The 14,858-nt window shown below is 71.8% G+C and carries 13 protein-coding genes; 3 read left to right on the plus strand and 10 right to left on the minus strand.

Annotated features, from left to right (window positions below; genetic code table 11):
• Positions 1–298: 298 nt before the first annotated feature.
• The 5 genes from U874_RS0108180 to galE form a co-directional block, all read right to left on the minus strand.
• The gene (locus U874_RS0108180) at positions 299–1,168 is read right to left on the minus strand and encodes a glycosyltransferase (protein ID WP_029988010.1); all 870 of its coding nucleotides are present in this window, start codon (positions 1,166–1,168) and stop codon (positions 299–301) included.
• A gap of 116 nt (positions 1,169–1,284) precedes the next feature.
• Positions 1,285–3,111, minus strand: coding sequence for a hypothetical protein (locus tag U874_RS14790; protein WP_025134054.1), 1,827 nt, complete (start codon positions 3,109–3,111; stop codon positions 1,285–1,287).
• A 52-nt stretch (positions 3,112–3,163) separates the two neighbouring features.
• On the minus strand, positions 3,164–4,165 hold the full coding sequence (locus U874_RS0108190; protein ID WP_025134055.1) for a glycosyltransferase: 1,002 nt from the start codon (positions 4,163–4,165) through the stop codon (positions 3,164–3,166).
• 79 nt (positions 4,166–4,244) lie between these two features.
• Positions 4,245–5,636: an LCP family protein gene (locus U874_RS0108195; RefSeq protein WP_025134056.1), complete on the minus strand. Its 1,392-nt coding sequence runs from the start codon at positions 5,634–5,636 to the stop codon at positions 4,245–4,247.
• Complete coding sequence (gene galE / locus U874_RS0108200) at positions 5,633–6,646, minus strand: UDP-glucose 4-epimerase GalE (protein WP_025134057.1); 1,014 nt, start codon at positions 6,644–6,646, stop codon at positions 5,633–5,635. Before galE ends, U874_RS0108195 begins: the two co-directional genes overlap by 4 nt.
• A gap of 238 nt (positions 6,647–6,884) precedes the next feature.
• Here galE and U874_RS0108205 point away from each other — a divergent pair, with 238 nt between their 5' ends.
• Positions 6,885–8,003 (plus strand): mannosyltransferase, encoded by a 1,119-nt coding sequence (locus U874_RS0108205; RefSeq protein ID WP_025134058.1) that lies wholly within the window; start codon positions 6,885–6,887, stop codon positions 8,001–8,003.
• Between the two features lie 12 nt (positions 8,004–8,015).
• Here U874_RS0108205 and purE read toward each other — a convergent pair whose 3' ends face one another.
• Both purE and U874_RS0108215 read right to left on the minus strand, forming a co-directional pair.
• Positions 8,016–8,549: a 5-(carboxyamino)imidazole ribonucleotide mutase gene (gene purE, locus U874_RS0108210; RefSeq protein ID WP_025134059.1), complete on the minus strand. Its 534-nt coding sequence runs from the start codon at positions 8,547–8,549 to the stop codon at positions 8,016–8,018.
• Between the two features lie 36 nt (positions 8,550–8,585).
• Positions 8,586–9,734: a 5-(carboxyamino)imidazole ribonucleotide synthase gene (locus U874_RS0108215; protein ID WP_025134060.1), complete on the minus strand. Its 1,149-nt coding sequence runs from the start codon at positions 9,732–9,734 to the stop codon at positions 8,586–8,588.
• Between the two features lie 160 nt (positions 9,735–9,894).
• On the opposite strand from U874_RS0108215, the gene U874_RS0108220 reads away from it, so the two are divergent.
• On the plus strand, positions 9,895–11,589 hold the full coding sequence (locus tag U874_RS0108220; protein ID WP_081809948.1) for a DHA2 family efflux MFS transporter permease subunit: 1,695 nt from the start codon (positions 9,895–9,897) through the stop codon (positions 11,587–11,589).
• Between the two features lie 10 nt (positions 11,590–11,599).
• Positions 11,600–12,166 carry a MarR family winged helix-turn-helix transcriptional regulator gene (locus U874_RS0108225; protein WP_029988013.1) on the plus strand — a complete coding sequence of 189 codons (567 nt, stop codon included), beginning with the start codon at positions 11,600–11,602 and terminating at the stop codon, positions 12,164–12,166.
• A 16-nt stretch (positions 12,167–12,182) separates the two neighbouring features.
• Here the strand turns inward: U874_RS0108225 and phnE are convergent, their stop codons facing one another.
• Genes phnE through U874_RS0108240 form a run of 3 tightly spaced genes read right to left on the minus strand, consistent with a single transcriptional unit; the run spans position 12,183 to position 14,787 of the window.
• Positions 12,183–13,037 (minus strand): phosphonate ABC transporter, permease protein PhnE, encoded by an 855-nt coding sequence (gene phnE, locus U874_RS0108230; RefSeq protein ID WP_025134061.1) that lies wholly within the window; start codon positions 13,035–13,037, stop codon positions 12,183–12,185.
• Between the two features lie 17 nt (positions 13,038–13,054).
• Entirely contained in the window at positions 13,055–13,879 is an 825-nt protein-coding gene (locus tag U874_RS0108235; protein WP_232755888.1) for a phosphonate ABC transporter ATP-binding protein, read from the minus strand.
• The gene (locus U874_RS0108240; RefSeq protein WP_025134063.1) at positions 13,879–14,787 is read right to left on the minus strand and encodes a phosphate/phosphite/phosphonate ABC transporter substrate-binding protein; all 909 of its coding nucleotides are present in this window, start codon (positions 14,785–14,787) and stop codon (positions 13,879–13,881) included. The genes U874_RS0108235 and U874_RS0108240 overlap by 1 nt, the downstream gene beginning before the upstream one ends.
• Positions 14,788–14,858: the final 71 nt, after the last annotated feature.

The following is a 14,858-nucleotide window of genomic DNA, read 5'->3' on the forward strand; positions in this document are numbered from 1 at the left end:
GTCGGGACGGGGGGTGTCGCCGGATCAGGAGCTGGCACGGGATCCTGCCCGGGCGATTCCACGCCCCGAGTCGGCGTCCCCCCGGCGACTGCCCCCGCAGGGGACACTGCCCCGACCCCGCAGAGCAGGGTGATTCCCAGGGTGATCGCCAGGGTTCTCGCGGCGTGCCGACGTGCGCGTCCTCCCGAAAACATGTGCCCAGTCTAGGCGGCCACGGCTCGCTCCCCCGCGAACGCCCCGCTTCGAGGCGCTCGGCGCTCGCCACCGCCCGGCGCGCATGTTCCGCGCTGGGCGGGGCTCACTCGGCTCGGTCGCCCGGAAGGCCGCGGCTCACGAGCCCGCGGAAGAGCACCCGCTTCAGGCCCGCGGGGAGCAGCCGGTACACGCCCTTCATCACGACGTTGCGCGCGTACTCCGTGCGGGTGATGAAGCCCATGCGGCGCAGCTCGCCCTGCAGGCGCCACTCGGTGCGCGCCTCGGTCCAGCCGCCGCGGCGGGCGAACGCGCCCGCCCCCACGCGGTAGCGCAGCAGCGGCTCGGGGAGGTTCTCGACCCGGGCACCCGAGTCGATGAGCCGGATCCCGAGCCAGTAGTCCTCCATCTTGCCGAACGGCTCGTAGCGGCCGATCCGGTCGAGAGCCGCGATCCGATACATCATCGTGGGGTGGTTGAACGGGTTGTGCGTGCGGGCGTGCGCCCGGATCCGCTCGGCGCCGACGGGCGGCGTGCGCACCGCGGCAGTCTCTCCGGGGTCGGACTCGAACTCGGCCATGCCGGTGCCGACGAGGTCGTAGCCCTCCTCGATCAGCGCCCACTGGCGTGCGAAGCGCTCGGGCTCGGAGACGTCGTCCGCGTCCATGCGCGCGACGACGGGCTGCGCGCAGGCCTCCAGCCCACGGTTGAGCGCGGCCGTGAGGCCCCGGTTCTCCGGCAGGCGCACCCGCACCACGGGGATCGGGCTCGCCGACTCGATCCGGTCGAGCTCGCGTGCGAGCTCGGGTGAGACCGGGCCGTCCTCGACGATCACGGCCTCGGCGGGGCGCAGCGTCTGCCGATCGACGGAGCTTTCGAAGGCGAGGCGCAGGAACCCGGCGTCGTCTCCGGCGTAGACCGGCAGCAGCAGGGAGAAATCGGCCGTCGGCACGGCGGGCTCAGCGGGGTTCGGCATAGTCACACCAGCCTATCCCGGCGCCGGGCGCCGGGCGCCGGAGCTGCGCGCCGGGAGCACGGCGCCGAGCGCTGGGAGCCGAACGCCCGACACCGGGCGCCGGACTCCCGGGCCGCTCAGCGCTTCGACGCCCGGTACCCCGCGGCGACCGCGGCCGAGGCGGAGGAGAAGCACGCCTCCGGCTTGGTGCGGGAGTAGTAGGCGCCGCCCGGCACGTGGTAGATCCATTCCTTCCCGTTCTGGTTGCCCTTGATCGGCGCCCACGCCGGGCAGTTCCAGGAGCCGCCGGGGTTGTAGCGCGCGGGGGCCTTCACCGCGGCCGTCGCCGCCGAGGTCTGCGTCGCGGTCGAGTAGCCGCTCTTCGTTCCCACGACGCGCACGGTGATCCGCTTCCCGATGTCGGCGCCGCCGAGCGTGTAGCTCGTGCCGGTGGCGCCGCGGATCACGGCGCCGTTGCGCAGCCACTGGGTGCTGAGCTTGGTGCCGCTCGTCCAGGTGCCGCGGTTCACCGTCAGCTTCGAGCCGGCGAGCGCGGAGCCCGAGATCTTCGGCTTCGCCGCGCCGAGCACCTTCGGGATGCTGCGCGTGCCAGAGGTCTTCGCGGTCGTCACGTAGCCGGACTTCTTCCCCGTGACGCGGACGGAGATCTTGGCCCCGCCGTCGGCCTTCGTGAGCGTGTAGCTCGACTTCGTCGCGCCCGAGATCGCGGCGCCGTTCCGCAGCCACTGATAGCTCAGCGCGACGGGGGCGGGTTTCCACGCGCCGGGCGCGGCGGTGAGCTTCGCACCGACCTTCGACGTGCCGGAGATCGTGGGGGTCGGGGCCGCCGTGAGGGGGCGGAGCACCGTCGCGGTCGCCGTCGAGGTGACCGTGCGGCTCGTGTAGCCGGTGAGCGCGCCCGTGACGCTGAGGGTGATCTTCTTCCCGGCGTCCGCCGAGGTGAGCGTGTAGCGCGAGCCCGTGGCCTTCGCGATCGCCGCCCCGTTGCGCTTCCACTGGTACTTCAGTGCGACACCGCCGGGCTTCCACCCGCTCACCGAGCTCGTGAGCGTCGTGCCCACGACGGCCGAGCCGGAGATCTTCGGGGCGGGGGCCGTGAGCGCGCCTGCGGCGACGGGCTTCGCCGCGCGCGCGGTGAGCGCCGCCGTCGTGTAGCCCGGCAGCGAAGACGTGACCGTCGCGGAGATTGTCGCGCCGAGGTCCTTCGCCGTGAGCGTGTAGTTCACGCCCGTCGCCCCGGCGATGGCGGCTCCGTTGCGCTTCCACTGGATCTGCACGCGAGCCCCGCTCGGCACGGAGGCCCGCGCGGCGACGCTGAGCTGCTGCCCCACGCTCGCGGTGCCCGTGAGGCTGAGCGCGCCCGGCTGGAGCGTCCCGGGGCTGACGCGCAGCCCCGCCGAGTACGCCGTGACTGGCTCGGCGCCCGCGCGGGAGGCCGTCACAGCGAGGCGCAGGGTCTTCCCCGAGGCCTCGCCCGGCAGCAGGAAGCGCTCCCCGGTCGCGCCGGGAACGTCTGCGCCGTCGAGCTGCCACTGCAGCGCGAACTCGAGGTCCGGCGCGAGCCAGAGGCCCGGCGTGCCCTGGACGGTCTGCCCCACCTGAGCCGTGCCGGTCACGGCGGGGAGCTGCTCCGGCGCGGGAATGGGATCGACCGGGTCACCGGGCTCGCCCGGCCCGGGCTCACGGGGCTCAGGATCCCCCGGATCGGACTCCCCCGGCGCGGGCGCGGTGGGAGCACCGGGCTCGGTCGGAGCACCGGGATCCGCCGGCTCGGCCGTCTCGCCGAATCCGGGCTCGGCCGGATCGAGCGCGCCTGTGCCCACATCGCCCGCGATCCCGGCCGGAATCCACGCGTCGCCCGTGCCCTCCTCCGCGAGGGCGGGGCTCGCCGAGAGCCCGAGGACGAGGCCCGCGGTGAGCAGGACGCCGAGCAGCTTGCGCATGAAGTCTCCCTATGTCTTTACAGAGACTTCTGAGTGTAACCCCTCAGCGGCACTACTCAGCGCTTGCGCGCGAACGCTCACGCTCCTCGAGCTTCGAGAGCTGCTCGACCGCGACCATCACGTCGACGGGGACCCCGGCGCCGCGCAGCACCTCGCGCGTGGACCGTGGCGCCGTTCGCCAGCCGTCGCGCCAGCCGCGCCGCAGGCAGTCGCGGAGCTGGGCGCGATCCGAGGAGGCCCGGAACGTGCGGAACCAGCGGCGGGCCGTCGCGGCTGCGTAGAGCGCGGTCTCCCACCCGAAGAGAGCCCGGCTCGTGCGGAACACCCAGAGCTTGTTGCGCACCTCGAAGAAGAAGCGCGGGCCCGGGTCCTGGTCGCTCGAGCCGCGCTTCGCGGTCTTGTGCGTCACGACCGAGGCGGGCACGTAGAGGCCCCGCGCCCCGCGGAGGAGACGCGCGGAGTACTCGAAGTCGTCGTTCCAGAGGAAGTAGTCGGCGATGGGGAGCCCGAGATCCCGCACGCGATCCGCGCGCAGGAATGCCGAGACGAAGGAGATCGAGCGGATCTCCATACCGCCGGCGGCCGCGGCACGCGCGCGCTCGGTCGCGTCCGCCCGGATCTTCGCCTTCGGCGTGTTCATCGGGTGGTCCTCGCCGTCCGTCCAGACGACGCGCGAACCCATCACGGCGAGGTCGTCCTGGCCGGACTCGCGGTAGCGCTGGTGCGCCGCGAGCGCGCCGGCGAGCGCGTCCGGCCCCGGGACGGTGTCATCGTCCATGACCCACACCCAGTCGATGCACTCCTCGGCGACGGCCGCCGCGATACCGGTCGCGAAGCCACCGGCGCCGCCCGTGTTCTCGGTCAGCCGGATGAGGCGACCGCGCTCGCCCCAGTGCTCGAGCATCTCGGCGGCGACCGCGGCGGAATCATCATCCGAGGCGTTGTCGACGACGACCAGACGGTCGACGGGACGGCTCTGCGCCGCGAGGGCCGCGAGGGACTCCCGCAGCAGATCCCGCCGGTTGTAGGCAACCAGAACGGCGGTGACGCGCATGCGTGCACACCCCTTTCGACTCATGTTGGGCCTCGGACAGTCTAGACGGCGCCTCCGACACCGCCCGCAGCGCCGGGCCCTACTGCCCCTCGGGCGGCGGCGAGGCCTGCGCCACGCCCGCCGCAACGAGCTGCCGGATCACGTCGTAGTCCGGGTAGTCGGGATCGACCTCCGGCGGCACGAGCTCGACGTTCAGCGGGGAGTACCCGCTGGCCTTCGTCGCGAGGTCGAGGAATCTGCCCAGCATCGACTCCGGGATGTCGGTCTCGACGAGCTGGGTGCCCGCCGCGGCGATCTGCTGGAAGTTCATGAGCACGTTGCTCGGATTCATCTGGGCGAGGATCGCGGCTTGCAGCTCGCGCTGGCGCTCCATGCGGTCGTAGTCGCCCCGGTCCGAGCCGTAGCGGGATCGGGCGTACCACTGCGCCGTGAAGCCGTCCATCTTCTGGAGGCCGGGCTCGATGTAGCCCTCCACGCCGTTGCCGTACTGGTCGCCGCCGATCGGCAGGCGCTCCTGGACGTCGATCGTCACCCCGCCGAGCGCGTCGATGATGCTCTCGAAGGCGTCCATGTTGAGCAGCACGTAAAACTGCACTTGGAGCCCCGTGGTGGCGGTGACCGCGTCCTTCGTCGCCTCGATGCCGGGCGAGGAGCCCGCCTCGGTGGCGTTCGGGTAGAGCTCCGGCTGGAACAGCTCGACCTCGGCGTAGAGCCCGTTGAGGATGCAGCGGCCCACTTCGCAGCCGCCCCAGTCACCGTAGACGTTCGGGCCGACACCGAAGCCGTTCGGGTGCAGCTCCGCCATCGGGGAGTCCTCGGGGAACGGCACGCCGGAGAGCTCGCGCGGGATGCCGATGATGGCCGACTGGCCGGTCTTCGCGTCGACGCTCACGAGCGAGATGCTGTCGGGGCGGAGCCCCTCGCGGTCGGCGCCGGCGTCGGTGCCGAGCAGGAGGATGTTGTAGCGTCCGTCGATCGGCTCGACCGCGGGCGCACCGCTGAAGAGGCCGCTCAGGAGCTCGCGCCCCGCGTTGATCGTTGTCGCGGCCCATGCGGCACCTGCGGAGGGCACGATCGTGAGCAGCACCGAGAGGATCGCGATCGGCACTCGCCAGCCGCGGTGGACGCGGACGAGGCGGGTGAGGCGCAGCGTGTCGAAGCCGAGTACGAGCCAGAGCACGGCGTAGATCACGAGCAGAATCTGGAGCACGAGCAGCACCGCGCTGTTCGCGAAGAAGGAGAGCGTCGCGACGCGCGCGAACAGCAGTCCGCCGACTGCGGCGAGGCCCCCCAGGATGAGGAGCGAGGTGGCGATCGCCCCGAGGCGGCCGAGCTTTCGGCTCCCCGCGAGCAGCTGCGCGCTCCCGGGGAACAGGAACCCGACCACCACGAGCCAGCGCGCCCGCTTCGTCATGAGCGGCGCTGACTCGAGGTCGGGGTGTCGCAGCGGCCGCTCGAGGTCGAGCGTCATGCGGGGTATCCGCCCGGGTTCGCGGACTGCCAGGCCCACGAGTCGCGGCAGGCCTCGGCGAGCGTACGGGTCGTGCGCCAGGAGAGCTCAGCGTTCGCGAGCGCGGGATCCGCGACGACCTCGGCGACGTCCCCCGCGCGGGGCGGCGCGATCGTGTAGGGCACCGGGCGGCCCGAGGCCTCCTCGAAGGCACGCACGACCTCGAGCACGCTCGACCCCGTTCCCGAACCGAGGTTGTAGGTGCGCACGCCGGCGGCCGCCTGCTCGAGCGCGGCGACGTGCCCCTCGGCGAGGTCCATCACGTGGATGTAGTCGCGCACGCCCGTGCCATCGGCGGTCTCGTAGCGGTCGCCGAAGACGCTCAGCCGCTCGCGCGTGCCGACCGCCACCTGCGCGATGAAGGGCATGAGGTTGTTCGGGATCCCCGCCGGGTCCTCACCGATGCGGCCGGAGGGGTGCGCGCCGACGGGGTTGAAGTAGCGGAGCAGCACCGCGCTGAGCTCGGGCCAGGCGTGCTGCGCGTCGCGGATGATCTGCTCGTTCATGAACTTCGACCAGCCGTACGGGTTCGTGAGCCCGACGCCCGCGCGCTGCGTCTCGTCGATGGGCGAGGTCTCGGGGTCGCCGTAGACCGTGGCCGAGGAGCTGAACACGAGGTTCTCGACCCCGCGCTCGCGCATCAGATCGAGGAGCGTGAGCGTCGAGTCGATGTTCACGCGGTAGTAGCGCGTCGGCTCGGCGACCGACTCGCCCACCGCTTTGAGCCCGGCGAAGTGGATCACCGCGTCGAACTCGACCCCCGTGAGGGCGGCGTTCGCCGCGGCGCGGTCGGCGAGATCCGCCTCGATCACGGGGATCGCGGTTCCCGTGAGCTCCTCGACCCTGCGCACCGCCTCGGCGCTGCTGTTGGAGAAGTCGTCGAGCACGACGACCTCGTGGCCGCGCTCGATGAGGACCAGGGCGGTGTGCGAGCCGATGTATCCGGCGCCACCTGTCAGCAAAACACGCATGGGGGTAGCGTACTTCGCCCGCCCGAGTGCTTCCCGGCAGCACGCGCCGAAGCGGAGAAACTCCCGATTCTCGAACAGATCCGAACGCCGACCGAATGGTCGCCAGGGAAGGAGTGTTGCGATTCGGTCTCGCTCGCGCGCGGCGGCCCCTTGTCAGAGGGGTTTCCCGTGAATGCACTCCGTAGAATGTGAACATCAGATTTATGTCACCTGAGACAGGGCAGGAAGGGGTTCGGGAGTGGCAACACTGACCCTCATCGCGGATCCGTTCCCCGACTGGGAGGCCGAGGCGCAGGCCGCGGCCGCGCGCGACCTCGCGCTCGCGATCGCCGAGACGGCGCCGCGCAGCTGCAGCGCGCGCTACCTCGTCTCGCGCGGCGCGGCGAACCCGCAGTTCAGCTCGCCGCGCATCCGCACCGAGCAGCTCCCCATGCGGGCCGGCATGCTCCCCTTCGCCTGGCAGAACGGCGCGACCGCGCGCCCCCTCGACGGCGAGTTCGTGCACGCGCTCACCCCGCTCGTGCCGCTCCGCTCGCGCGGCGAAGACGACGGCTCGCAGACGTCGGTGACGATCACGCACAGCCTCGCGTGGGAGGACCCCTCCCTGCTCGGCAACGCGCAGGCCCGGCTCTACCGCGCGTTCACCCGCCGCGCCGTGCGTCACGCGGACGTGATCCTCACCCCCACCCACGCCACGGCGCGGGTGCTGCAGGAGAACTACGGCAGCGATCTGCCGGTGCAGGTGCTCCAGCTCGCACCCCCGCGCGAGTTCCTCGCGGGCACCGACGCGGCCGAGCGGCGCTCGGCGCTCGGGCTGCCGCCTCGCTACGCGGTCACGACCGCGGCGGCCGGCGAGCACGGGCGCCTGGAGTGGCTGCTCGACGCGATGCTCGCGGACCCCGAGCTCGGCGTGCTCGTGATCCTCGAGGGCGTCGATCCCGCGCCGCCGAGCCGCGAGAAGGCCGGCACCGAGGCGAGCGCGCAGCCGATCCCCGAGGAGCTGCGCGACCGGGTGTTCTCCGTGCAGGCCCGCGAGCTCGCCGACATCGGCGCGATCATCGCCGGGGCCGACGTGCTGCTCGCCCCGCAGTCATTCGCCGGAACGGGCTACCTCACGATCGCCGCACTCTGCGCTTCCGTGCCCGTGCTCCACGCGGGCCACCCGGCGACAGCGGAGCTCGTGCTCGATGCCGGGGTCTCGGCGGAGACCGCCGAGGCGTTCGCAGCCGAGTGCAGCCGCCTGATCCGGGATCCCGAGGAGATCGCCAAGCTTGCCGTGCTCGCGAGCGATCGCGGGCGCGGCTTCAGCTGGAACGGTGCGGCCTGGCAGCTCTGGGAGACGCACGCGAACCTGTAGTTCGCGCGAGCGCTACTCGGCGGAGTCCGCCTCGGCGTCCGCCTCGACGCGCGCGCGCAGGGCGGCGTTCTTCAGCTCGACCATGTCGGTGAGGCTCTGCGCGTACTCCGCCAGCCGCTCCGACAGCTGCGGATCGCTCGCGCCGAGGATGCGCGCGGCCAGGATCCCGGCGTTCTTGGCGCCGCCGATCGAGACCGTCGCGACCGGGATCCCGCCCGGCATCTGCACGATGGACAGGAGCGAGTCCATGCCGTCGAGGAGCGCGAGCGGCACGGGCACGCCGATCACGGGGAGCGTGGTCATCGAGGCGACCATGCCGGGCAGGTGGGCGGCGCCGCCCGCGCCCGCGATGATGACGCGGATGCCGCGCTCGGCAGCGCCGCGCGCGTAGTCGACCATCTTGTCGGGCGTGCGGTGCGCGCTCACGACCTCGACCTCGTGCGGGATGCCGAAGTCGCGCAGCACCTGCACGGCGTCGCCCATCACGGAGAAGTCGGAGTCGGATCCCATGATGACGCCGACGAGGGGCGCTGCGCTCTGTGCCATGCCCCCATCGTATCGCCCGCGCTCAGGCGTCCCGGTTCACTCGAAGGCTGCGGCGGCGGCCTGCGCCGCGGCGCGCACGGCGGCCATGTCGTCGCCCGTCACGGTCACGTGGCCCACCTTGCGCCCGGGCCGGGGCTGCTTGTCGTAGCTGTGGATCTTCGCGGCGGGGTGCGCGGCGAGCGCGGCGGCGTAGCGCACGGGCATGGGGCCCTCAGCCGGGCCGCCGAGCACGTTCACCATCACGGCGGCGGGCGCCGTCATACGGGTGTCCCCGAGGGGCAGATCGGCCACGGCGCGCAGGTGCTGCTCGAACTGGCTCGTCACGGAGCCCTCGATCGAGAAGTGGCCCGAGTTGTGCGGGCGCATGGCCAGCTCGTTCACGAGCACCCGGCCGTCGCGCGTCTCGAACATCTCGACGGCGAGCACGCCGGTCACGGCCACACCCTCGGCGACGGCGGCGCCGATGCGCGCGGCCTCGTCGAGGGTGGCCGGATCGGCGACGGGGGCCGGGGCGAGCACCTCGGCGCAGACGCCGTCGCGCTGGATGGTCTCGACGACGGGCCAGGTGCGGGTCTCCCCGCTCGGCCGACGCGCCACGAGCTGCGAGAGCTCGCGGGTGAAGTCGACGAGCTCCTCGACGAGCAGGCGACCGCCGTTGCCGTCCTCGTCGAGGGCGGTGAACCAGTCGCGCACCTCGGCGGCGTCGGACACGACGCGCACGCCCTTGCCGTCGTAGCCGCCGCGGGCGGTCTTCACGACGGCGCGGCCGCCGTGCGCTGCGATGAATTCCTGCAGCTCGGCCGCGTCGGAGACGGCGGCCCAGGCGGGCACGGGCACGCCGAGCTCGCCGAGCTTCTCGCGCATCAGGATCTTGTCCTGGGCGAACTGCAGCGCGCCGGGGCGCGGGTGCACCGCGACGCCGCGGTGCTCGAGCTCCTCGAGGATCTCCTGCGGCACGTGCTCGTGATCGAAGGTGATCACGTCGACGCCCTCGGCGAACGCGTACACCGTCTCGGGGTCCCGGTAGTCTCCGACCGCGTCGGCCGCGCGCTCGGCGCTCGATCCCTCGGTCTCGGCGAGCACGCTGATGCGCAGGCCCAGGTGGATCGCGGGTGGCACCATCATGCGGGCGAGCTGCCCGCCGCCGATGACGCCGATGCGGATGCTGCCGGTCTCAAGTCCCATGTCTCCATTCTGCCGTACGACGAGCCCGGCAGGTAGTTGACGACGGTCAACAAATCCCCTATAGTTGACCATCGTCAACAACTTGCGCCGTCGACGGTCCCCTCGAGGTTCGACCGCCGCCGCTGCGCCCCACTCACGTCGCGAAGGATCCCGCACCCGAATGACCGCAGTACACACCGAAGCCCCGGGGGGCGTCATCCTCTCGGGCCGCGCGAAGCGCCTGGCCCTCACCGGCCTCTTCCTCAGCATGTTCGTCTCGATGCTCGCCATGAACGTCGTCGGCACGTCGATGCCGATCATCATCGCCGACATCGGCGGCACGCAGGCCGCGTTCACCTGGGTCGTGACCGCGACCATGCTCGCCAGCGCGATCTCGACCCCGATCTGGGGCAAGCTCGCCGACCTCACGAGCAAGAAGGTGCTCCTCCAGGTCGCCCTCATCGTCTTCACCCTCGGCTCGGCCCTCGCGGGCACGGCGCAGGAGCCCTCCTGGCTCATCGCGTTCCGCGTACTGCAGGGCCTCGGCGCCGGCGGCCTCGGCGTGCTCGGCCAGATCGTGCTCGCCGAGATCGTGAGCCCGCTCGAGCGCGGCAAGTACATGGGCATCATGGGCGCGATCATGGCCGTCGCCACGGTCGGCGGCCCGCTGCTCGGCGGCCTCATCACCGACACGATCGGCTGGCGCTGGAACTTCTACGTGGCCGCCCCCATCGCGATCGTTGCCATCATCATGCTGCAGCGCACGCTGCACCTCCAGACGATCAAGCGCAAGATCACGATCGACTACCTCGGCGCCGCACTCATCTCGGCCGGGTTCTCGGCGCTGCTCATCTGGGTGACCCTCGGCGGCTCCAGCTTCGACTGGTGGTCGTGGCAGACCCTCGCGATGGTCGGCGGCGGGCTGCTCATGCTCATCCTCGCCGTGGTCGTCGAGCTCCGCGTCGATGAGCCGCTCATCCCCCTCACCCTGTTCGCGAACCGCACCTTCACCCTCTCGGTGATCGCGAGCGTCGCGGTGGGCCTCGCGATGTTCGGCACGGCCGTCTTCCTCGGCCAGTACATGCAGCTCGCGCGCGGCCGATCGGTCATCGAGGCGAGCCTCCTCACCCTGCCGATGATGGGCGGCGTGCTCATCTCCTCCACGATCGTGGGTCAGATCATCACCCGCACGGGCAAGTGGAAGCGCTACATGGTCGCGGGCGGGATCGCCCTGTTCGCCGGGCTCATCATGATGGGCCAGCTCCGCTACGACACCTCCTACTGGTACGTGGGCGTCTCCATGTTCGTCATGGGCGCGGGCGTCGGCATGACGATGCAGAACCTGGTGCTCGTCGTGCAGAACACCGTCGCCCCCACCCAGATGGGCGTCGCGAGCTCCGCCGTCACGTTCTTCCGCACGATCGGAGGCACCGCAGGCATGTCGGCGATGGGCGCGATGCTCGCCCACCAGGTGACGAGCTACATCACCGACGGTCTCGCGAAGCTGAGCCCGCAGGATCTCGCCGGCGCGGAGTCGCTCGCGAGCGGCGTGCTGCCGAAGGTGTCGGAGCTGCCGCTCCCCGTGCGCCTCGTGGTCGAGTCGGCGTACGGGCACGGGATCGGCAACATCTTCTTCGCCGCCGCCCCGATCGCGCTCATCGCCCTCATCGCGATCGTGCTCCTGCCGAACATCCCGCTGAGCTCGAAGAGCAACGCCGAGAAGATCGCGGAGCTGCGCGCCGACGGTGACGAGGCGGGCGCGGATCAGGCCAGGGCCGCTGACGCGGTCGTCGTCGCCGATGCGACGGGCCCGATCCCGCTCCCGACGCGCCACGGCCGCCCCGCCGGTTCGGGCGCCGAGAGCGCCGGACGCTAAGGTCGTGACCATGGAGGATCGCACGCTGCCGTCCGTCGCCCCCGCGGGGCAGGCGGGCGGCAGCGCCGACGCCGCGAACGGCGACACGATCGCCGAGATCATCGCGGAGTTCTCCGAGGTGATCGCATTCGCGCGGAGCCGCTGGGCCCGCTACGCCGAGGATGTGCACCCGGATCTCCGGGGCGTGGGCCTCATCGTGCTCCAGCTCATCCTGCGCAAGGGGCCGCTCACGGTCACCGGGATCAGCCAGATGCTCGACATGGACAAGGCCGTGGTGAGCCGGCAGATCTCGAAGCTGCGCGAGCTCGGCCTCATCGAGGCGGAGCCCGCACCCGAGGATCGTCGCGTGGTGCTCCTCACGGGGAGCGCGCGGGCGCAGGAACTGATCGACGCGATCCGCGTGAAGTGGGCCGATGCCTACCACGAGCGCTTCGGCGACTGGAGCGCGGAGGAGCTCGAGGAGCTCCGTGCCGGGCTCCACCGCTTCAACGCCTCCGCGGACCACAGCGTCGCGCGGGACACCCCCTCCGGACGCTGCACGCGCGGCGAGGGGCCCGAGGACTCCCCCGCCGCGTGAGCGGTGCGCGCCGCCGCTACTGGAGCCGCTTCCGGATCCAGGCCGAGGCGAGATCGACGAGCACGATCACCACGAGGATGATGATCAGGTAGGTCATCATCTCGTCGAACTGGAACGTCTTGATCGACTTATTGATGAGCAGTCCGATGCCCCCGGCGCCCACGAGCCCGAGCACGAGCGACGAGCGCACGTTCACATCGAAGCGGTAGAGCAGGAGCCCCGTGAGCTGCGGGAGCACGCTCGGGATCGTCGCGTTCGCGACCACCTGCCAGCGGCTCGCCCCGGCCGTCCGAAGCGCCTGCTCGGGGCCGGGATCGATGTCCTCCATCGCCTCGGACCAGAGCTTCCCCATGACGCCCGTGTTGTGCGCGATGAGCGCGAGCACGCCGGCGAAGGGCCCGAGCCCCACGGCGGTGACGAAGATGAGCGCGAAGACAATGTCGGGAACGGCGCGGAAGAACGACAGGATCCCGCGGGCCACCTGGTAGACGAACGCGTTCGGGGAGGTCGTGCGCGCACCGAGCACGGCGAGGAGCAGCGCGAGCGGCACCGAGACCGTCGTGCCGAGCAGGCCGACCCAGAGCGTCGTGAGCGCGCCGGCGAGGCCCGCCCGCACGACGTCGGGGCTGAGATCCGGCGGGATGGCCTCGGCGAGGAAGTTCGCCATGCCCTGCGCGCCCGTGACGAGCTTCTCGGGGCGGAAGTCGGTCGCCTGGAACGCGAGCAGGTGCAGCAGCACGAGCACGACGATGATCACGGACCACGAGCCGGCGCGGTAGGGCACGCGGGGGTCGCGGGGCACACCGAGCGCGCGCGGGGCCGCGCCGCCGGAAGCGCCGGCGCCAGCGGCGCGGGTGAGGGTGTCGGTCATGAGTGGCTCCTCGGGGCTCACAGGTAGAGGGACGCCAGCTGGGCGTCGTCGATGTCGGCGGTCGGCGCGTCGAAGACGAGCGCGCCGCCGCGGAGCCCGATCACCCGGTCCGCGTAGGCGCGGGCGAGGTGCGGCTGGTGGAGCACGGCAGCGACGCCGAGACCCTCGTTCACCGCGAGGTCGTGCAGCAGCTGCATCACGTCGTCGGCGGCCTTGGGATCGAGCGCGGAGACCGGCTCGTCGGCCAGGATCATACGGGGCCGCTGGCAGAGGGCTCGGGCGATCGCGACACGCTGCTGCTGCCCGCCGGAGAGACTGCCCGCGCGGTCGTGCGCGCGGTCGGCGAGGCCGACGCGGTCGAGGCAGGCCATCGCCTCCTCCTTCAGCTCCCGGCCGAAGAGCGGCGGGATCGAGCGCCAGCCCGGGAGGCGGGCGAAGCCGCCCGCGCAGACGTTCTGGAGCACGGTCCGACGCTGGACGAGGTGGATCTTCTGGAACACCGTCGCGGCGGTGCGCCGTGCCTCGGCCCGGCGCTGCGCGCTCGCCTCGGCGAGACGGACCCCGGCGATCGTGATGTCGCCCGAGTCCGCCTCGATCAGGCCGTTCACCGCACGCAGGGTGGTCGACTTGCCGGAGCCGTTGGCCCCGAGGAAGGCGACCATTTCGCCCGCGTGCACGCGCATGCTCATGTCCTGCAGCACGACGCGATCCCCGAAGCTCTTGGAGATGGCCCGCACATCGAGCAGCACCTCCCGTTCCTCGGCCGCGGCCGTTCCCGCGGCCGAGGAGTGCGCGAGCGCGCCCCCGGCGGCGGGATCCCTGCGTGCGGTGACGGCGCTCATCAGACGTCCGCCTCGGTGAGGCCCATGGTCTTCGCGAGGTCGAAGAGCGGCTGGTAGTCCTTCGTGGTGGCGGGGATCAGCGGCCCCGCGGGGTCGACCCCGAGGAAGCCCGAGACCTCGGCGACGTCCTCCGCGTCGAGGCTGAGGAGCGCGTCCGAGACGGCGTCCTTGAACTCCTGTGGCAGGTTGCCGCGCACGGTGATCGGGTCGTTCGGGATCGGATCCGACTCCCAGATCTGACGGAACTTGCTGGTGTCGAAGGTTCCCTCGGCCGTCGCCGTCGCGAGCGTCTGCGAGTTGATCTGCGCGGCGTCGACGGTGCCGTTCACGAGCGCCAGCAGCGCCTCGGGGTGTCCGCCCGCGTAGTCCGCGGTGACCTCGTCGGCGATGCCGGCGTCGGTGATGGCCGACATGGGGAGCGCGTCGCCCGAGGTCGAGCCGGGGCTGCCGAGCGCGAGCGTGTGCCCGGGGAGGTCCTCGATGGACTGGATCTTCGAGTCCTTCGGCACCCAGATGCCGCCCGTGTAGGTCGTCGGGTTGCCTTCGGCGTCGCCGAAGGAGGCGAGCGGTTCGGCCTGCGCGCGCTCGTTCGCGAACACGAAGCCGAGCGGGCCGAACTGCGCGATCTCGAGCTGGTCGTTCTCCATGGCGAGCACCTCGGCCGCGTAGTCCTCCGTGATCGAGACCTCGACCTCGCAGTCGAGCTTCTCGGACAGGGCCTTCGCAAGCACCTGGTAGGCGGGCTCGAGGCGCTCAGGGTCCTCGTACGGCAGGATCCCGAAGCGGATCTTGCCGTCGGGGCAGCTCGCCGAGGCGGCCGCGTTCTCCGCGCCTGCGGGCGCGCAGGCCGCGAGGCCGAGGGTGAGGGCGGCCAGCGCGGTGGCAGCGAGGGCAGCGTTCTTCTTCACGATTCTCCTTGTGTGGGTCCAGCGTCGGGTGTTCGGGGTGGGTCGGGGTGCGGGGAAGTGATGCGGAAAGT

This window comes from Leucobacter sp. PH1c (assembly GCF_000633415.1).
In the GTDB taxonomy this organism is placed as follows: domain Bacteria; phylum Actinomycetota; class Actinomycetes; order Actinomycetales; family Microbacteriaceae; genus Leucobacter.